The organism is Verrucomicrobiia bacterium, assembly GCA_035629175.1.
Lineage (GTDB): Bacteria > Verrucomicrobiota > Verrucomicrobiia > Limisphaerales > DASXHY01 > DASXHY01.
The window spans coordinates 1-20,802 of sequence record DASPIL010000077.1; the positions used below are offsets into that span (position 1 = coordinate 1).

11 protein-coding genes are annotated in these 20,802 nt (G+C 59.8%); 1 reads left to right on the forward strand and 10 read right to left on the reverse strand.

Going from position 1 to position 20,802, the window contains the following annotated elements; translation table 11 throughout:
* The 8 genes from VEH04_14260 to nadA all read right to left on the reverse strand — a co-directional run.
* Positions 1-2,310, reverse strand: a 2,310-nt coding sequence (locus tag VEH04_14260) for a condensation domain-containing protein (protein HYG23943.1), incomplete at its 3' end; no start/stop codon positions are given.
* A gap of 13 nt (positions 2,311-2,323) precedes the next feature.
* Positions 2,324-5,662 carry an amino acid adenylation domain-containing protein gene (locus VEH04_14265; protein ID HYG23944.1) on the reverse strand — a complete coding sequence of 1,113 codons (3,339 nt, stop codon included), beginning with the start codon at positions 5,660-5,662 and terminating at the stop codon, positions 2,324-2,326.
* A gap of 13 nt (positions 5,663-5,675) precedes the next feature.
* The gene (locus VEH04_14270; protein ID HYG23945.1) at positions 5,676-6,293 is read right to left on the reverse strand and encodes a phosphopantetheine-binding protein; all 618 of its coding nucleotides are present in this window, start codon (positions 6,291-6,293) and stop codon (positions 5,676-5,678) included.
* 2 nt (positions 6,294-6,295) lie between these two features.
* Positions 6,296-8,632 carry an amino acid adenylation domain-containing protein gene (locus VEH04_14275; protein ID HYG23946.1) on the reverse strand — a complete coding sequence of 779 codons (2,337 nt, stop codon included), beginning with the start codon at positions 8,630-8,632 and terminating at the stop codon, positions 6,296-6,298.
* Positions 8,633-9,050: 418 nt separating this feature from the next.
* Positions 9,051-9,518, reverse strand: coding sequence for a hypothetical protein (locus tag VEH04_14280; protein ID HYG23947.1), 468 nt, complete (start codon positions 9,516-9,518; stop codon positions 9,051-9,053).
* A gap of 200 nt (positions 9,519-9,718) precedes the next feature.
* Entirely contained in the window at positions 9,719-11,608 is a 1,890-nt protein-coding gene (treZ, locus tag VEH04_14285) for a malto-oligosyltrehalose trehalohydrolase (protein HYG23948.1), read from the reverse strand.
* A gap of 77 nt (positions 11,609-11,685) precedes the next feature.
* The gene (gene hrpA, locus VEH04_14290; protein HYG23949.1) at positions 11,686-15,780 is read right to left on the reverse strand and encodes an ATP-dependent RNA helicase HrpA; all 4,095 of its coding nucleotides are present in this window, start codon (positions 15,778-15,780) and stop codon (positions 11,686-11,688) included.
* Between the two features lie 268 nt (positions 15,781-16,048).
* Positions 16,049-17,026: a quinolinate synthase NadA gene (gene nadA / locus VEH04_14295; GenBank protein HYG23950.1), complete on the reverse strand. Its 978-nt coding sequence runs from the start codon at positions 17,024-17,026 to the stop codon at positions 16,049-16,051.
* A gap of 478 nt (positions 17,027-17,504) precedes the next feature.
* Here nadA and VEH04_14300 point away from each other — a divergent pair, with 478 nt between their 5' ends.
* A complete protein-coding gene (locus VEH04_14300; protein ID HYG23951.1) occupies positions 17,505-18,257 on the forward strand; it encodes a VPDSG-CTERM sorting domain-containing protein in 753 nt (250 codons plus the stop codon).
* An 11-nt stretch (positions 18,258-18,268) separates the two neighbouring features.
* Here the strand turns inward: VEH04_14300 and VEH04_14305 are convergent, their stop codons facing one another.
* Positions 18,269-19,126, reverse strand: a complete 858-nt coding sequence (locus VEH04_14305) for an ABC-2 family transporter protein (GenBank protein HYG23952.1) — start codon at positions 19,124-19,126, stop codon at positions 18,269-18,271.
* A gap of 2 nt (positions 19,127-19,128) precedes the next feature.
* Complete coding sequence (locus VEH04_14310; GenBank protein HYG23953.1) at positions 19,129-19,935, reverse strand: ABC-2 family transporter protein; 807 nt, start codon at positions 19,933-19,935, stop codon at positions 19,129-19,131.
* Positions 19,936-20,802 lie beyond the last annotated feature (867 nt).

Here is a 20,802-nt window from a genome sequence, read left to right on the forward strand (position 1 = left end):
GCTCAACACGGCGCGAACCCACTTGGGATCGACGGCTTCACCACCGAACATCACCACTCTCGTGTTTGCAAACGCGTCAGGTTGATCAGCGGCGACCTGATTGAACAATGCGGTTGTGAGAAAGAGCACCGTGATTCCCTGCTCTCGAAGTTCGCGCGCGAAGTCCCGCGGGGATAATGCAACGTCGGGTGAAATTCCAACGAGCCGCGCCCCGTTCAACAACGCTCCCCAGATTTCGAACGTGGCTGCGTCGAACGAAGTATTGGATGCCTGCGCGATGGTGTCGCCCGCGTCGAGCTGGATGAAGTTGGTGTTCAACACCAGCCGCGCAATCGCACGATGCGGAATCGCTACCCCCTTGGGTTGTCCCGTCGATCCCGACGTGTACATCACATACGCGATGCTGTCGGCGGCGCAACCTGGATTCAGGTTGTCGCGCGTCTCCTTGGAAATGAGATCCCAATCCGAATTGATGCACACGACCCGGGCGTGTGTCCTCGGCAGGAACGCGAGCAGATGCTGCTGCGTGAGCAGAACCGGCGCGCCGGAATCTGCGAGCATATGCGCGAGGCGTGGCTTGGGATAACCGGAATCGAGAGGCACATAGAGGCTTCCCGCCTTGAGAATGGCGAGCATGCCGATGATCAGGCTTGGGGATCGTTCCATGCAGAGCCCCACGGGAACGCCAGGTCCCGCGCCGAGCTTGACCAGGTGCCTCGCAAGCTGGTTGGCTCGCGCATTCAATTCGGCATAGGTGAGCGACTCCTGTCCGTAGCTCACCACCACCCGATTGGGCATGCGCTCGACCTGGGCCTCGAACAGTTGCGTCAGGCTTCGATCGGAAGGATAAACAGCGGCCGTCTGGTTCCACTCGACGAGAAGCTGCTGCTCTTCGGCCGGACTCAGAATTGGAAGCTCCCGCACGCGCTGTTGCGGATTGGCGACAATGGCTGTGACGAGATTCTCGAAATGCTGCAGCAGGCGGCGGATAGTGGTTTCGGTGAACAGGTCGGAATTGAATTCGGCCCGTCCCACCAGGCCTCGCGCGGTTTCCTGCACCACAAAGGTTAAATCGAATTTCGCCGTCTCCGTGTGCACTTCCAATACACGCGCCTTGAGGCCCGGCCAGGCGACTTCGTCAAGCCCCCCCGTTTGCACTGCAAACATGAGGCGCGTGAACGGGTTGTGATTCAGGGTGCGTTCGGGGCGAAGGGCCTCGACGAGACGCTCGAACGGCAGTTCCTGGTTTGCGTAGGCGCCCAATGTCGTCTCGCGCACGCGTTGAAGCAGTTCTTCAAACGTAATCTCACCCTCGACACGTGTGCGCAGGACGAGCGTGTTGACAAAAAATCCGATGAGATCCTCGGTTTCCAATTGGTTGCGTCCGGCGATGGGTGAGCCGACGACGAGGTCGTCCTGCTGGGTGTAGCGGAACAGCAGCGTTTTGAATGAGGCGAGCAGCACCATGAACAGGCTGGTGCCGCTGCGCGCGGCAAGGTTCTTCAATCCCGCGGTGAGCGCGGGCGGCAGTGCGTGCGACGTGGTTTTGCCGCGAAACGCCGGGGCGGCCCGGCGTGCAAAATCGCCGGGTAACTCCAATGGGGCAGGGGTGCCGGCCAGTTGCTTGCGCCAGTACTCCAGCTGCTTTTCCACAACCTCCCCCGACAGGCGCTCCCGCTGCCAGAGCGCGTAGTCCGCATATTGAATCGGCAAGTCGGCCAAACCCGAGACGCGCCCGCGCCGATAGGCATCATAGAGCAAGGTCAGTTCCCGCAGGCAAATCTTCAGCGACCATTCATCAGAAACGATGTGATGGAAATTCAACAGCAGCCAGTGGCGGTCGGGTTCCATCCGAAGCAGCAGCGCCCGCAGCAGAGGCCCCGTGGCTAAATCGAAAGGACGATGCACTTCCTCAAAGAGCAGCCGTTTCGCTGTCGCATCGCGCTCCGCAGAGGGTTCCTGGGCCAGGTCGCGCTGGTCCAGGGCAACCTGCCCGGTCTCCTCGACCACCTGCACAGGCATCTCATCGGAACAAACAAACCGGGTGCGGAGCACTTCATGCCGCAGCACGAGTTGACCAAGCGCCTTCTCCAGGGCGGAAACATCGAGCGCGCCTGTGAGTTCAAGCGCGAGTGGCACGTTATACAACGCGCTGTTGGGCTCCAGCTGGTCCAGCAGCCATAACCGCTGTTGCGCAAACGAAAGCGGGACAGTTTCCGGCTGCGCGGTCGCTTCACGCAACTGCGCTTCGAGGACCGCGCGGCGATCCGAAAGGACGGATTCCGTGGATGTAGTGGGGGCAAACTTCATGGTACGACTTGCTTCATTGAGGACGGGAAAGAAACGATTCAATTTCAGAATCTGATAACTGATCAATGCGTGTCAGCAGTTGCTGCGCTTCCGACCGCGCCCGGCGGCGCGGTGCAATCCCGGCAGCTGCCGTTGTCTGGGCAGCTGGCTGGCGCAGCTTCTCTGCAAGGCCGGCGACAGTCGGAAATTCAAAGACGGTCCGCACCGGCAGCTCCTGATGTAACACGCGCGCAATCCGCGAAAGCATCTGCGTGATCAGCAACGAATGGCCGCCCAGCTGGAAAAAGTTGTCGTGTATCCCGAAACCATTTCGCCCGAGGAGATCCTTCCAGATGCCACAGAGTGTTTCCTCGACCGAATCGCGCGGGCTTGCCGCTTCCATCGACGGGTGCGCCGTGTCGTCGGGGGACGGCAGCCTGCGAAAATCCACTTTGCCGTTGGGCGTGAGGGGCAGGGCAGGCACGACGATCACACGAGCTGGAACCATGTAGGGCGGCAGGCTTTCGGCTGAGAAATCCCGGAGTTGCCGTTCCTCGGACGCCGCCGTGTCCCGCACCGTGACATAGGCGATCAACTGGCGGTCCTGGTTTGCTGTGGGTCGGGCAACCACAACCGCCTGGCGAACGTCGGGATGCCGCATCAACGCGGCTTCTATCTCGCCGGGTTCGATCCTGTATCCGCGGATCTTCACCTGTTGATCGGAGCGCCCGAGAAATTCGAGGGTGCCGTCAGGGCGCCACCGAACGCGGTCGCCCGTTTTGTAGAGCCGCTCCGACCGGCCTTCAATCTCACGCCGGATGAACCGCTCGTCATTGAGAGTGGGTTCATTCAGATAGCCGCGAGCCAAGCCGTCGCCCGCCGCGTAGAGTTCCCCGACGCCGCCAACGGGAAGTGGCCGAAGCGCTGCATCCAGCACATAAACGCGAGTGTTGCTGATCGGCGATCCAATCGGAACCGAACGGCCGCCAGGCCAGCCGCGCGGGATTCGATAACAGCAGGTGAACGTGGTATTCTCAGTCGGGCCGTAGCCGTTGATGAGCTGGCAGCCCGGCAAATCTTGGAGGACTCGCAAGACGTGCGGCACGGAAAGGACATCGCCCCCCGCAAGCAACTGCCTGACATTGCGCAGGCGCGGCAGTTGATAGTCGACCATCTGATGGAACAGCCCTGCCGTCAGCCAGAGCGTCGTCACACCCGATTCTTCAATGCAGCGGCCAAGTTCCTCCAATGACAGCGTGTGCGGCGGTGAAATAACTAGCCGTGCCCCATTCAGGAGTGCTCCCCAGATTTCCAAAGTTGCGGCATCGAATGAGACGGGCGCGAGTTGCAGGAAAACATCCGTTGCCGAAAAACTCGCGTAGTTTGTGTTCCGCACGAGACGCACGATGGCACGATGCGGTATCGCGACAGCCTTCGGGTTGCCTGTCGAGCCCGAGGTAAACATGACGTAGGCAACGTTGTCTGGAACGGTCGCAGGCGCCGCGCTCTCGACGCTCGCGGACGCGCAATTCACCACGTCCTCCGCGCACAGCACCTGCAGTTCACCCGAAGTGTCGTTCAACAGCAGCGGCTGCGTCTGCGTTGAATCGCGGAACGCGGCGTCTGCGACGATCAGCCGCAGTCCGGCTTCGCGGATCATGAAAGCGAGTCGTTCGCGTGGGTAGCTGCGGTCGAGCGGCACGTAGGCGGCCCCCGCTTTCAAAATCGCGAGGAGCGTCACGATGAAATCGATTGAGCGTTCCATCGCCACTCCCACCAGCGCGCCGGCCTTGACGCCGCGCTCCCCAAGCCGCCGCGCGAAATGATCGGCGCGAGCGTTCAGCTGGCCATACGTCAGCGTGGCGCCGCCGAACTGCAGTGCGATGGCGTTGGGTGTCATCCGCGCCTGCGCCTCAAATAGTGGGTGAACGCAGAGATCCCGTTCGTAAGGAGTTGCGGTGTCATTCCACTCGACGAGCACTCGCTGACGTTCGGCATTCGTGAGCAGCTCATAATCTCGGAGCCGATGATCTGGATTCGCAGCGACTGCGCGGAGCAGCAGGTTGAACTGCTGCAGAAACCGTTTGATGGTCTCGGCTTCGAAACGGCCGGTTTTGAATTCCACGCGGCCCTTGATGCCGCCGGGGCATTCCTCCAGCAGAAAAGTGAGGTCAAACTTGGCGGTATCGGTCGCGACGTCCTGCAACGTGGCGCAAAGGTTTCCAAGCTCCCATTCACTCTTGAATCCCCCGTGCAGTGCGAGCACCGCCTGAAACAGCGGGTTCTCCCCGCCAGCGCGATTGGGCTGCAGCGCCTTTACGACTTCCTCAAATGGCGATTCGTGATGTGCGAACGCGCTGAACGCGGAGTCGCGAACGCTTCGCACATATTCACCGAAAGTGAGGTTCCCATCGATGCGCGTGCGCAAGGGGATGGTGTCGACCAGAAAGCCAATGAGGTTCGTGGTCTCCGGCAGGTCCCGGGCCGACACGGGTGTCCCAACAATGAGATCGTTCTGTCCGCTGAGACGATGCAGGAGCATTGAGAAACCCGCGAGCAGCACCGAAAAGAGCGTCGCTGATTCCCGTTGCGCGATGCCCCGCAGGGCGGCGGTGGTTTCGCGGTCAAGGCAGAAGGGTTCCGATGCCCCGGCCGTGTCGTCTGCACAGGGTGATTTGTCGAATGGCAATTCGAGCCGCGGAAGTTCTCCGCCCAGGTATTCACGCCAGAACTCCATCTCGTCGCGCAATGTGTCGGCGCTCAGGTTTTCGCGCTGCCAATGCGCGTAATCGAGATATTGAATCGGAAGTTCGGGCAGCACAGGATCACGCCCTTCGCACAATGCGGCGTAACCCTCGGTGATCTCCTGGCGCAAGATTTCAAACGACCACGCATCGCTGATGATGTGGTGCAGCGTGAACAGCACCACATGGTGGTTGTCGCTGACCCGGAAAAGATCGACGCGAAAGAGCGGGCCCTGCTGCAGATCGAACGCGTGATGCGCTGCAGCCTGAATTGCCGTTTCCACAGCGGCCGCCGGGTTTGGCGTGGCAGACAGGTCCGAGACACGGAGGCGAATCGGTTCGAACGCTGAAATGATTTCCACGGGTTTGCCTTCGACCCGCGCAAAGGTGGTTCGCAAACTTTCCTGGCGCCGAATCACCTGGTTCACGGCGCCTTCGAATGCGGAAACGTTCAGCAAGCCCGTCAAGCGCCACGCCTGTGAGATGTTGTACGCCGTGCTCCCGGGCCGCAGCTGGTTCAGGAACCAAAGCCGTTCCTGGGCGAACGACAGCGGACACAACTGGCGGTCCTCTGCCGCAGTCGCTGCAGGCGCATTTCCAGGAGTTGCATCGGGGTGAGTCATCTGCATCAATCGATTTTGGTTAAGGCAGCGTCGAATCCGCGGCGGACGTGGCGCGCGGCGTCAGGGGCGCACGATTGACGCGGCGAATCGCAGGAGCCGTTCCTGCACGCTGTTCCACCGCCTTTGCGAGTCCCGCCACTGTCGGTGCCGTGAACAAGGTCCTGATGGGCAGGTCGGCCTTGAACGTGTCCCGCACTCGCGCCATCAATTGCAGCGCCAGCAGCGAATGGCCGCCGAGCTGGAAGAAATTGTCGTTCAATCCAACGTTCTGCACGCGCAGCACGTCGGCCCAGAGAAGCGCCAGTCTCGATTCGATTTCGGTGGGAGGCCTCGACGCCCCCGTATTCTGCGGCGCCGCGCTTTCCATGGAGGGAAGGGCCTTGCGATCCACTTTGCCGTTCGGGTGAAGTGGCAGCTTGTCGAGCCGGATGATCGACGCCGGCACCATGAAGTCGGGAAGCCTCGCAGCACAGAACGCGCGGATTTCCTCGGGGGTTGCAGCGGCGCCCTCGCGCAATGTCACAAATGCGGCGAGCGCTTTGCGCGCGCCGTTGGCGTCGTCTGCGGGTTCAAGACGCTCGAGCAGCAGGGAACGTTGTTCAGGAGTGAGACGCCGGATGCGGTCAGCAGCATTCATAATCACTTGATGGCAGTTGCAACGACCATGGAGTTCGACCACCAGAGGTCCCGGCAGTCCGATGGAAGCTTGAGGCGTTCGATGCTCAGTTGAATCGATTTGAAGTGCCGCAGGATCAGGCGTTGATGACGGCGGCTTAGGGAATCGATTTCATGCGTGAGATACGTGAACGCTCCACCGGCTCGCAGATGTTTGGCGGCAATTGGAAAGAAGTGTTCCGCGAACACGACGCTTCGCGACAAATATTCTGCAAACTCCTTCTCGTTCAGCGGGTATGTCTGAAAGAAGATGCCGTCGAACTGATCGAGCGAATCAATCACGTCCTGCCATTTCCCGCGAACCAGCCGAATGTCGCGACCGGCGTGCTGCTTGCGCCAGGGTTCGAAAAAGCGGCTGATGATGGAATCGTTGCACTCGATGATCGTGTGCGAACGCACGCCGCAATCCTGGAGAAAACCCGCAGCCACGCCGCGGCCGAACCCGATTTCCAAAATGTCGCCGTGGGCAGCGGTCACGCCACGCGCCATCGCCCGCATCAGCGGAATGTGCCAGTCCTCGAGAATTTCCTGTTCACTCAGATCGGCACTGCCGCGATCTGCCAGCAGTGTGTTCAGCGAAAGCTCCGCGCCTGGAACCATGTCCTGCGCCAATGTGTGATAAGCCAGCAGGTCCGCTTCCGCTTCATCCATCAAGCGGTTCAACAGCCAGGTGCGCTGCGAAGGACGGGGTGTGTTGATGAACTCCGGATTCCGGAGGGTCAATTGCAGGTCGTATTCAGGGCAGTTGCGCGCGTGATGCCCGTTGGCGCCTTCGGGCGTCGCAACGGGATTGGCAGGTTCCATCGCGCCGGCCGATCCGATCTCGTCCAGCAGCCGCTCCGCATCGACAGGATCCAGTTCCGACAGGCGGCGCAGAATGAGTTGCTCCGCTTCCCCGTTGACCGGCACGGTCCGTTTCTTCTCCTCCACCACAACAACGGCGTTTTCGACGGCTGGATGCTCCTTGAGCACGGATTCAATTTCTTCGAGTTCAATCCGATGCCCTCGAATCTTAACCTGGTGATCAGCTCGCCCTAGAAATTCAAGGCCGCCATCGGGCAGGAAACGGGCGAGATCTCCCGTGCGATAAAGCCGCGCATGAGGGTCGGGAGAGAAGGGGTTTGAAACAAAACATTTCGCGTTGAGTTCCGGCCGGTTGAAATAGCCGCGCGACACGCCCGGTCCTCCCACGTAAATCTCGCCGCTCGCGCCGTTGACAACAGGCTGCATCTGAGGGTCGAGGACGAACACCTGCGAACCCGGGATCGCCCGGCCGATCGACACTGTACGTGCGTTGGGACGGCGTTCGCATCGATGAACCGTGGACCACACCGTCGCTTCCGTCGGGCCATATTCATTATAGAGTGTCGCCTTGGGCAGCAGGGCATGATGACGATCCACCAATGCGGCAGGACAACTTTCTCCCGCCACGATCACCGTCTTCAAGCTTCCGAGCGCGCTGAACTGGTCGAGCAAGACGGCATAGAGTGAAGGCAGGCAGAGCAGGTGCGTGATTCCGTGGCGCGCGATGAGGTCGGCGAGTTCCGACGCTGTCTGGCGGGAATATTCGTGCGGCAACACGAGCGCGCCGCCCTGGCACAAGGTCCAAAAGATGCCGGCGATGGAACTGTCAAACGCGTGTGACGACAGCAGGAGGAATTTTTCAACGGGCTCAGGATAATACGCAAACCGGGCTTCGGTGGAATGCAGCAGGTTCCCGTGCGTCACCATCACGCCCTTGGGTTTTCCCGTTGAGCCCGATGTATAGATAATATAGGCGAGGTTCTCCCGTCCGCTCCGGCACACAGGATCCGTCGCCGGTTCGTCGCTCGCCTTGAACCAGTCCGAGTCCAGTTGCTGAATCTCGCCATCGAAGTCGATGGGCGCGAGGTGACTCTGGGTCAGCACCAGTTGCACGCGCGCATCGGCAAGAATGACCTGCTGCCGCTCAATGGGATATCCGGGATCGATCGGAAGGTAAGCGCCGCCGGCTTTGAGAATGCCAAGGATTCCAAGAATCATTTCTGCCGACCGCTCAACGCGCAATCCTACCAAAGAATCGGGTCCGACATTGCGCTTTTGCAAAAAATGGGCGAGTTGATTGGCGCGGGCATTGACTTCAGCGTAAGTGAGCTGCTGATCTTCAAACGCCAGCGCAACGGCGCCCGGCTGGCTGGCAGCGAGGCGTTCGAACAGTTGGTGGATGCGTTCGGTGATCGCCGGTTCATAGGCGTGCGAACGCTCGATCAGGCGCCCAGACACAACAGCATCTGCGGCGTTAGTTTCAACGCAGGTTCCCATAATGCGCCGTCAGGTTATGACGCGCGTTCGCGAACCAGTAAGTGGGTAAAGCCCTATCGAAGCGTCCGTACGAACCCTACAGCCTGTTGTGGACTGAACGGGGAAAAGGGAGGCAACAATACTTCGGGACGCTCTCGAATGCCTGGCTCAGTTATTCTTCCAGCGGAAATGAGTTCAACACCCCTGTGCCAATTCGGAAGCCAGGCTGGAAGGTGCAACGTATGAAAAAACTCATTGTCCTTTTGGCATCGGCGGCTTTGCTCAATGGCTACGCTCAATCGAGCAGCCAGAGCGGAGCTGGTAACACAGAAAGTGGCACATCCAGCAGCGGAGCGGTCGGCAGCGGTTCGTCGGGAGCAAGCTCCGGTTCCTCCGGCAGTTCGGGTTCGCTGGGCGGATCGAGTTCGCAAGGCGGATCCTACGGCGGCCTCGGTTCGTCCAGCTCAGGATCGAGCAGTGCGGGCTCGAGTTCGGGTTCTACAGGGTCAGGTTCCAGCACATCGGGATCGCTCGGGTCGGATTCCACCGACAGCGGCAGCTCAAGCTCCGGCATGGGCGGCTCCTCGGGATCGACTGGCAGCGGAACAATCGGTGGATCGGGATCGAGCTCGCAGGGCGGCTCAGGATCCATCGGCGGTTCCTCCTCCGGCAGCTCGACTTGGGGTTCCACGGGAAACACCAACTCCAGCAGCCGCCGCTCGGGATCCCAGGGATCCCAGGGATCACAGAGCTCGCAAGGTTCCCAGGGCTCGCAGGGTTCGCAAGGCGGCGCGGGTAGCTCTGGTGGCACGGGATCGGGCAGCGGCTCCAGCAGCACGGGCGGGTCTTCGGGCAGCAGCAGCAGCGGATCCCAGACCGGATCCGGAGGCAGCTCGAGCTCAGTCACGCCGTAAGTTCGAACGAGTCATTCGCCTCTCGAGCGCCGCGCATCAGGAGTGTCAGTCGATGCGCGGCCTTTTTGTGCTGCGTTTGTTCTGAGGCTCCGTGTTTATAGATGTCAATCCGTGGCTAAGTTCCTCGCCTCAATTCGCGAACGTGATTTGCGCAGACCGCGGCCCTGCAAGCAGCTGAACGCTGAGTCCGCATTTATTGGCAGACCGTCGATTGCAGAACAACGAATGACGCGGGCTGCACGCGGGCGAAGGTTTCAGTGAACGCGAGCCCGCCCGGCCCGCGCCACTTCTCAGCCGCCGAGTTGAAGCGCTCAATCCATCCGGAACCGTCAAGGCTCACCTCGAGTTCCGAATCCGAGAAGTTCAGCGCCAGCATCACAACTTCCGTGTCCGAGTTGTATCGAACGAGTAATCCGCCCTCACCAACAGCGTGTGCGTCGATGGATTCCTTTTCCGCGTCGCAAATCGGTTTCAGGGATTTCCTGATCTGAATTAGTTCGCGGTAGAAATCCCAAAGAACACCGTGCTTCTCACGCGTGTTGCGAAGTTCCCAGTCCAGGCGGCATCGGTCGAAAGTGTGGACGGCAAACGGGTCAGGGACGTCGCCTTTGCGCTTGAACGAGCCGAACTCCTCCAATCGCCCTTTGCGCACGGCTTCCACGAGCGCGGGATCGGTGTGGCTGACGAAATATTGAAACGGCGCGGGTTCGCCATATTCCTCGCCCATGAAGAGCATCGGAAGAAACGGCGACAACACCACTGCACCTGCTGCGAGCTTCAACCGCTCAAACGAAACCAGCTCCGTCAATCGTTCACCAAGGAAGCGGTTGCCGATCTGATCGTGATTTTGCGAGTAAACCACGAACTGCCGCGCTGATGTCTGGGTGGGCCGGTTTCCGTGCCGCCGCTTTCGAAATGCTGAGTAATCGCCCGTGAACGCATAGCCGTTCCTGAAGATCTTCGCCAGTTGTGCGGTTCCTCCGAAATCCGCGTAGTAACCATCGCATTCGCCCGTCAACAACACGTGCAAGCAATGATGAAAATCGTCCGACCATTGCGCATCCAATCCAAATCCTCCCGCAACAGCAGGCCGGATCAGGCGTGCGTCATTGAGATCACTTTCGGCAATCAGGTGAAACCGCCGGTTTAACCGCTGCGATTCAGCGCGCGTTGTGTTCGCCAGCTCTTGCAGAAATGGTTGCGCGGAAAAATCCCGGATGGCATGGACCGCGTCGAGCCGGAGGGCGTCGATGTGAAATTCACGCTGCCAATACAGGGCGTTCTCAGTGAAGAAGCGGCGAACATGATCGCTTTCCTCGCCATCGAAGTTGATCGCTTCCCCCCACGGGGTTTTATACGACATCGTGAAATACGGCCCGAAGTCGCGGAGGTAATTGCCTTCGGGGCCCAGGTGGTTGTAGACGACGTCGAGCACCACGGCTAGCTGATGCTGATGACACGCATCGACCAGACGCTTCAATCCCGCGGGCCCCCCATACGAGTTCTGCACGGCGAAAGGAAACACGCCGTCATAGCCCCAGTTCCTGGATCCGGGAAATTGGGCAATCGGCATGAGCTCAATAGCCGTGACACCCAGTTCCTTCAACTCTGCCAAGCGCGGAATGATCGCCTCAAACGTTCCTTCACGGGTGAAGGTGCCCACGTGCAACTCGTAAAGCAGGTAGTCGCGCAATGGGAGCCCCAACCACGATGGATCGTGCCACTCAAATTCAGGATCGGCCACCGCCGACGGTCCGTGGACTGAGTCGACTTGAAAACGGGATGCGGGATCGGGACGCGGATCGCCGTCGTCGAGGCGAAACTGATACTCCGCTCCCGGTGCGATGTCATCCAGGATGGACCAATGATAGCCGTCCTGAGGTTGCAGCCTTTCCGTGCGTCCGCCGGAGAACGCAATTGTCACGCGTCTCGAGCGCGGAGCCCAGACGCAGATGGAGCAGCGTCCGTTGCCCAAGTATTGTGCGCCGAGCGGAAGATCGGAAAGGCCGGCGTGATGCTCGGCTTGCGCGGCCGGCTTCGTGTGATCCAGAACCGCTGTTCCTGTGCCGTTCGAATTAGTCATGAATTTCTCTCAAAGTCGTCACAGCTGCTCCGGATGCAATGGGGGCTAAATCGACGCGATCTGCGGGTTCCACGCCGTCACGCCTGCCGCACGCGCTCTAGCTGCTGGTTCAGCCTGTTCGGCGAAACCGGAATGGCGGTCCCGATTTCCTGCGCGAAGAGCGAGACCTTGAATTCCTCGATCATCCAGCGGAGGTCTTCCAGTTCCTGGCGCGCCGCATCCGAGATGTCGCGTTGCGCCCGGCATTGCTTCAGCGCATCGAGATACGGCCGCAACTGGCGTTGACGTTCCTGGTCTTTCACAGGATTCATCGCGGCACGCTCAATTCGCGTCAGCAATGCCTTCAAGTAACGGGGCAGGTGAGGCAATCGTTCGTAGGGTATTTCGCGAAGGAAAGTGGGTCCGGCCAGTTGATTCAGTTCTGCAGCGAACGGATTCGCAGCGGCGGGCTTTGGCATCGTTGCCAGCTGGCTGAAATCATTCAACGTTCTGGAACGCGTGGGAGCGGCGACTGCGGAAGCGCCGAGCTTCTGGCGGACCTGCTGAAACACTTTGAGCACATGCTCGAGCCTGTCGAGGAATTGCATGGCCAACCCGGGAAGCCGTTTGCGGGCGTCTTCAACGGCGGATTGAAATTGGGTTTGGACAAGCTCAGCCAGCGGTTCATGCGGCAGCACAAAGGCGCGGAGATGTTCCATCGCCTGCTCGCGCAAAGCCTCGCCATTGCCGAGCGGCGCGAAAAGGGGTTCGAGCCGGTTGAGCGCGCGCAGGTCCTTTTCCAGCCAGCCAAGATCCCGCTGAATCGCGAGCTCCACCAATCGCTGCACCCCGCGAAGGCTGGCTTGCCGCGCCGTGTGGGGACTTCGAAACAGCCGCAGGTTTACCGAACCATTCTCCAGCTCGAGACCGGGCCATGCGTAAACGGGCAGCCCATTTTCCTCGCTCACTGTTATCCTTTCAGGCACATCGCCGAAGTTCCACGTCGTCAGCCCGAACCGTTCCCACTCCTGTGCAGCGCGAGTCCACGCGGACGACGGGGCCTTGGTGCTGGCTTCGACCTGGGCAGACTTCAACGTTTCACGCAGCGCGATCAAGTCTCGCCCGGCGCTGAGTGCTTTTTGTGATTCGTCGATGATCTCCACGCGCGGCCGCATGTGCGGAGCGAGCGCATCGGCTGGCCACGCGGATTCGGGCACAGCCACGCCATATTTGCGATGAAGGAACGTCCCGAGCTCGCGCATAAATGCTGAACCAGCAGGCCTGAACTCGCGGACGATTTCCTCGACCTTCGGCGGCAGCGGCATCAATTCCTTGCGAATGGATTTTGGAAGGGAACGCAACAATTCAGAAATCATTTCCGACCGCAGGCCGGGAACCGCCCATTGCAACTCGGCCGCGGGTGCGGTGAGTGCAACTGAAAACGGAAGGCGCACTGTGACGCCATCGTGCTCTTCCCCGGGAGCGTAAGAGTAAACCACGCCCACCGGTTGGCCGGCGACTGTCACGGAATCGGGGAACGCCGCGGCATCGTAAGCGAGCGACTGCCCACCCGCGAGGTCGGCTTCGGAGGCGCAAAGAAACGACGGATCCGGCTTGTCGCGCAGCACGCGGTTCAATTCATGCAGCGACGAAATGTTCTCAATTTGCTTTGCGTAGAATGCAAAGAGGGCGTCATCCAGGTCGGCGAGATCGTACTGCCTGACGCGCGTTCGCCAGCTTTCAATCTTCTGCCGCACGGCACGGTTGTGCTTCAGAAACCCATACTGCGCCGGTAATTCAGGGTCGTCCGTCTCCAAAACGTCCCAGGACTCTGGCGCCTTGCCGCCTTGAGGATTGCTGTTCTTCGGAACGACATTTTCCTCCACCAGGGCGGAGCGAATGAAGATGGCTGTGGCTTCCTTGGAATTGATGTTCCCGAACGCGACCTTGCGGCGCTGCACTTCGAGTCCATTAAGCGTGACGATTTCCTCAGCCAGCACGCGCCCGGCTTCGGGACTCCAATGCGGATTGTGATGTGTGACTTTGCAGCAATGTGGCGCGAGCTGATAAATCCATTTCGGATCAATGCCCGCGAGCGTGCGCGCGAACAATTGCGAGGTCTCGACAATTTCGCCCGCGACGATCCATTCCGGTTGATTCGACTTTGCTACAGGCGGCGGCTTGGCGCCGCGTGGCAGTTTCTTTTGCGGTTCGCCACGCGCGTGCAACGCTGAACCCGGAAACACAGCGACCAGGCGATTGCCAGATGCCTTGTAGCTGTTGCGCTCTTCGCGCCTCGCAACGTGCCCGATCAGGCCCGCCAGGATTGAGCGATGAATCGCCTCATAGGCCGCGTTGCTTTCGTTGAGTTTCAATGTGCCTAAATCCTCAAGGGCGTCATGCAGTTGCGCGTACAGGTCCTGCCACTCGCGCATTCGCAAGTACGAGAGGAACTGCTGGCGGCAGAATTTGCGGCGCTGGTTCTGCGTGCGCAGTTTTTCCCACTCGTCGTGAACCGCGTTCCAAATGTTAAGCAGTGACAGAAAGTCGGATTGCGGATCGCTGAACCGCTTGTGCGCTGCGGCGGCAGCGTCCTTCTGGTCGAGCGGACGTTCACGCGGATCCTGGATGCTCAGGCCGGAGGCGATGATCAGCAATTCGCGCGTGGCGTGTTCGTGCTGCGATTGCAGGAGCATGCGGCCAAGCGTCGGATCGATCGGCAGCCGCGCGAGATCGCGTCCGAGCTGTGTCAGTTCGCGTTTATCATCCAACGCCCCAAGTTCCTGAAGCAGCGCGTACCCGTTTGCGATCGCCGCGGGCGTGGGTGGCTGGACAAAGGGGAAGCTTTCAATTTCGCCCAGCCGAAACGCCTTCATGCGCAAAATCACTTCAGCGAGGTTCGACCGCTGAATTTCCGGTTGCGTGAACGGCGGGCGCGCCTCGAAATCCTCCGCCGAATACAATCGGATGCAGACGCCTTCCTCGACGCGCCCCGCGCGGCCTTTGCGCTGGTTCGCGCTGCTCTGCGAGACGGGCTCGATCGGCAGGCGTTTGGTGCGCGTGCGCGGGTTGTACCGGCTGATGCGCGCGAGACCCGAATCGATCACGAAGCGAATGCCCGGAATTGTCAGCGACGTCTCCGCAATGTTTGTTGCAATGACGATCTTGCGTCGCTCGCACGGCGCAAATACGCGTTGCTGATCCCCGGAACTGAGCCGCCCGAACAGCGGGATGATCTCCGCATCGCGCGCGAAGCGCCCTTCCAGTTGATCGGCAGTCTCGCGGATGTCCCGTTCGCTCGGCATGAAAATGAGCAGATCGCCGAAGGTGCTTTCATACATCACACGTTCGGCAGCCTGTGTTGCGCCGTCCACGTAGCTGAGATCGCCCGATTCCTCCGACTCCGATTCGAGCGGATGGTAGAACACGTCAACCGGATAAACGCGCCCGGAAACTTCGATTATGGGCGCGTCGTTGAAGTGGCGCGAAAAAGCCTGCGTATCGATCGTGGCTGACGTAACGATGAGCTTCAGATCTTTGCGGCGCGCGAGCAGCGTCTTCAGGTATCCCAGCAGGAAATCGATGTTCAGGCTGCGCTCGTGGGCCTCGTCGATAATGAGCGCGTTATAGTGCGAAAGATCGGGATCGCCCTGCGTTTCAGCGAGCAGGATTCCGTCGGTCATCAGCTTGATGTATGTATGCGCGCTGGAACGGTCATCGAAACGGATCTTGCATCCGACCTCGCGTCCCCATTGCGCGCCCAGTTCCTCGGCAATGCGTTTCGAAATCGAAAGCGCTGCAACCCGGCGCGGCTGGGTGCAGCCGATCTGCGCTTCGATCCCAAGGCCCGCCTCCAGGCACATTTTCGGAATCTGTGTTGTTTTGCCTGAACCCGTTTCGCCCGCAATGACAACGACCTGGTGCTGTCGAATCGCTTCGACAATTTCGTCCTTTCGCGCGGTGATCGGCAGCTGGGCCGGGTATGTGATCGCGGGCAGGTGGATCCGGCGCGCTTCGCGCAATGCAATGGATGCGCGCACTTCCTCGACGAGGCGATCCAGGAGGGCGTCGCGTTTGTTCTCGTGATGCTGGGCCCGCAGGACGCGTGCGAGCCGCCAGCCGAGCCGCACCCAATCATGCAGCATCGCCTGCGGCAACAGCAGCTTCAGGTCTTGAATGCGGGCATCCAACATGTGAGTTCAAACGGTAGCAGCGGGGCGGGGCGTCGGCCAAAGGGAATTGCAGCGGCAGCGTCACCGGAGCCCCGGCTTGCAGCCGTATAGGTTCCCCGCCGTTCGAAAATTGCTGGCGGCCCAATGGGTGCAGCGGCGTTCCTCGTTTACGAAATCGGACATTGCTCTCGATGTCGGTGCGGTCGGTTTTTCCGCGTCGTCAGCCAGCTGAAAGTCAGCGCTCCGGCGCCGACTGCATGACCTGGTCAGTTATTCTAGGAAACGCGCGCTACGGGCGCGCGGAAATTTCGAGCATGCGCTCGATCGGCAGGCGCGCGCGTTCCAGGATGTGCGGCGGAAGCTCGATTCGCGGCGCGAGGTTCTTCATGCAGTCGCGCACTTTCTGAAGCGTGTTCATCTTCATGTATTTGCACTCGCTGCAGCGGCAATTGTCCGATGGCAATTGCATGACGTTAAACGTGGGCGCACAAATGAACTCCTTGCCAGGGCACTCCTTCTGCATGCGATGGATGATGCCGGATTCCGTCACGATGACGTAGCGCTGCGAAGGATCCGTCTTGCAGTAAGTAATCATCTTTTCAGTGGAGCAAACGGCATCCGCAAGCTCGCGCACTTCGCGCAGGCTTTCGGGATGAACAATTACCTTCGCGTCAGGATACTGCTCCTTCAGGCGCAGGAGATTGTCGCGGCGGAATTCCACGTGCGCGTAACAGTTTCCCTTCCAGAGAGTCATCGGGCGGCCGGTCTTTTCGATCACCCATTGGCCAAGATTTTCATCTGGCACAAAGAGGAGATCGCGGTCCTTGGGTGCGGCATTGACGATCTTCTCGGCGTTTCCGCTCGTCACAATCACGTCGCACAATGCCTTCACGGCCGCGCTGCAATTGATGTAGGCGATCGTCCAGAAATTTGGATTCGTTGCCTGCAGTTTCGCGAGGTCTTCAGCTGGGCAGCTTTCTTCCAGAGAACAGCCTGCGTCCTTGTCCGGAAGCACGACGATCTTGCCGGGATTCAGGATTTTCGCGGTCTCGGCCATGAAGTGAACGCCGCAAAACACGATGACGTCCGCGTTCGTCTTGGCCGCCTGTTGCGCGAGACCAAGGGAATCGCCAACGAAATCGGCGACGTCCTGGATTTCCGGAACCTGATAGTTGTGTGCGAGGATTACCGCGTTGAGCTTCTGCTTGAGTTCCCGGATCTCGCGTGAAAGCGGTTCAGCGAGCTCTGCGGCAAGCGGCTTGCGCAGTTGCAGTTGTTCACGGCCGATCGGCTGAAGGTCAACGGTATTGATCACTGGCAAAAACTAATGGGGAAGGAGGGAAGCGTCAATCGACCGGGCAGCCCCCTCTCCCCGTCCTTCTCCTCCGCGCCGACCGGAAGGCCATGTGCTGTTTTAATTCGGAACGGATTCCCAGCCGCCATTTCCCTCTGCGCGTGGGACGTAGGGGCGGCGGAAATGGGTGTCGGCAAACTTGGCTATTCGCGTTCTCCGTAGGAATCCGGGCGTTTCGACCGCTGAGCGGGTGCGCCGTTAGCCTTGCGGCGCGCCTCTTCGTTCCGTATTCGCCACCACCAGGCTGCTGCAGCCCCGGGTGATCCCCTGTCGGAACGCACAACATCAATCCTCCCGTGAATGCTTCGGAGACGCCTGTTTTCATCGAATTGTGACGTTTTGCCGGGAAACCGCCGTTGGCCCGCGTCCTGCAATGAATGTTGGCATCGCTATGAAACGTAACAACGCACGGGTAATCGTCACCCTCGGCAGCCTCCTCACCGCAGTCACGGTGGTGAATGCCACGCCTTATAACATCACAATCCACGACAACCATTCCGCAGCGGGATATGTCGGAACCGGGGTTGGACTGGAGGATAACGATACGGAGCCCGGCACGATCAAGAGCGACGCCTGGGATCTCGAGGCATTTGGATATGATCGCTCAACGCGCCAGCTCGATGTCATCGGCACGTTCAACTTCCGAGATGGCGCGGTTGCAAACGCGAGGACGTTACATGCGGGGGCGATCTTCATCGGCACGGGCGCGAATCTCCCGGGCCCGAACAACTGGAGTTACGCTTACGTGCTGGATTTTACGAGCGGCACCTATTCCCTGTACAACGCGTTTTCGATCGTGTTGCCGACCGACATTCCGCAGTCATCGCCCTGGACCATCAATCCCACGGCAGGTGCCATTGCTACAGGTGCGTTCACGTATCTCACAGGATTGAGCGATCCTGATGGATTCGGATTGACGGTGATGACGCCTGCGAACGCCAGCAGTCACAACATGATTCAGCTTTCGCTCGACGACCTGTCGGCGACGGTGCTGAATGATTTCTGGGTGCATACCACGATGGAATGCGGCAACGACAACCTGAACGGGCGTTACCAACACGTGCCTGACGCCGGCGCGAGCATCGGCCTTCTGGGTTTGGGCCTTGCCGCGCTGGTGGCAGTCCGGAGAAAGATCGTTGCGTAACGGCGGGAACTTCAGGAACTCGCGCTGGTGTAGCGCCGCACCGACGCGCGCCAGCCGAGTTCCGAAACGATGGCGCAGGCAAAAGCCATTGCAATCAACAGCAGCGCCATTGCAGGAGAAAACTTGTTGAGCAGCAGCCGCACGGGAACGTTCGAGACGAGAAGCATGGGAAGGGCGAACGTGAACACGGCGCGGAACACTCCATGGAATGCTTCATCGGGCATCCGCGCCACGTTGAACAAGTTGTAATAGCCCCAGACAATTCCCTGCGCACGAACCGTCCAGAAGCTGATCGTCGCGAGCAGGAACATGAGCGAGTAATGGATCAACACCCCGGCCAGCGCCAATCCAAGAAAGCCGGATACCTGCGCGACGTTTGGAACGAAATGCAGCTGCTTTGCGGAGTAGGCCATCACCGCCAGCGCGGATGCGGCATTCACGAACGCGCCGAGATCCACCTGCCGAAGCGAAACAACAAAGCGCGTGTTGATCGGCAGCAGCAGGAGGAAATCGAGTTTGCCGGTGCGCACGAGTTCTGAGAGGTTCGTGCAGTTCACGAGGAAGAACGCCTGAAAGATCTGCTGGATGAAGTGGCTTGCCCCAATCAGCATCACCACCTGCCACTTGGTCCATGAACCGATGTTCTCCGTGTGCAGGTACAGCACGCCGATGAAACTGAGCTGCAGCCCGAACCACAGCAATTCAACCACGATCCAAAGCAGGAAGTTTCCCTTGAACATCGTTTCACGCGTCACGGAATTCTTCCACAGCGCGGCGTAGATGCGCAGATAACGCGGCAGCCCTGACGAGGGAGCGCCATGGGCCTTCGCATGTAACGGCGGGCCTTGAATGTCAGTGCTTGAACTCATGCTTATCCGCCGACTGCGCTGTATTTCTTTAATCCCCTGTTCCACGCGAGACGCGCCACGAAGTACATCGCGATCACCCAGCCCGCCTGGATGAGCATTCCGCGCGCGAGTTCCGCACCTGCCGTTTTGCCCATGTAAACGCTGATTGGAAAATACAGCTGGTAGGGAAACGGAGTGAGGTAGAGCAGCCGTTCGATCCACGGCGGCAGGATGTCGAGCGGAAACAAGTGGCCGCTCGCGATGTATTCGAACGCGAACAGGATGAAAATGAACGTGGAGACTTCGAGCACCCAGAACGCGAGCATGGCCATCGCGTAGGACATGAAGAATTGCAGCAACGCCGTGAACACGATGGACACGCAGAACGCGGCGGCCGTGAGCGCGTCGGGCGGCAGGACAAAATATTGGCGCAGGCAATAAATCAGGACCACGATGGGTGCTGCGGTCACGGCCATGTAAGTCATCCGGCCCGAGAGAAAGAGACACAGCCGATACCAGAGATAATCGATCGGCTTCAGCACGAACTGGCTGATGTTTCCGTCCTTGATATCCGCGGCAATCTGCCAGTCGTCTTCATTCACTGCGGTGAGTGAATCGACGACGGTGGTCATCAGGTAATAGGAAACCATCTGCGCAAACGTGTAGGTTCCAACCAGGCTGCCTGGGCTCTTGCCATCGTAGATCGCCTTCCAAACATAAATGATGGCTGCGAGCGGGATGAGGCCGAACAGGGCGCGTGCGAGGAAGTTGAAGCGGTACGTCAGGTTGTTCTGAATGCCGATGTTGATGACGTGCCGGTATTTGTTCACCCGCCACAGAGTTGCACAGAAGTGTTTCCGCTCAACCAAAATGTGGCGTCAGGCATCCTTGCCTGACGTGGAGGGCGGGCATCCTTGCCTGACGTGGAGGGCGGGCATCCTGCCGCCCGGAAAAAGCGTGAAGCACGAGAGACGCTGAAATTGTTTGATGCGCTTGGATTGAGTTGATGGTTCTTTCCGCCGGGCTGGAAGCGCCGGCTCCACGGCAGGCAGGATGCCCGCCGCTACGGCGTCGTGGCGTCAGGCATCCTTGCCTGACGTAGAGGGCGTGCATCCTGCCGCCCGGAAAAAGGGGAGAAGCGCGAGAGACGCTGAAATTGTTTTGATGCGCTTGGATTGAGTTGATGGTTCTTTCCGCCGGGCTGGAAGCGCCGGCTCTACGGCAGGCAGGATGCCCGCCGCTACAGCGTCGTGGCGTCAGGCATCTTGCCTGACGTGGAAGGCGGGCATCCTGCCGCCCGGAAAAAGCGTGAAGCACGAGAGACGCTGAAATTGTTTTGATGCGCTTGGATTGAGTTGATGGTTCTTTCCGCCGGGCTGGAAGCGCCGGCTCCACGGCAGGCAGGATGCCCGCCGCTACGGCGTCGTAGCGTCAGGCATCTTGCCTGACGTGGAGGGCGTGCATCCTGCCGCCCGGAAAAAGGGAGAAGCGCGAGAGACGCTGAAATTGTTTTGATGCGCTTGGATTGAGTTGACGGTTCTTTCCGCCGGGCTGGAAGCGCCGGCTCCACGGCAGGCAGGATGCCCGCCGCTACGGCGTCGTGGCGTCAGGCATCTTGCCTGACGTAGAGGGCGGGCATCCTGCCGCCCGGAAAAGGGAAGAAGCGCGAGAGACGCTGAAATTGTTTTGATGCGCTT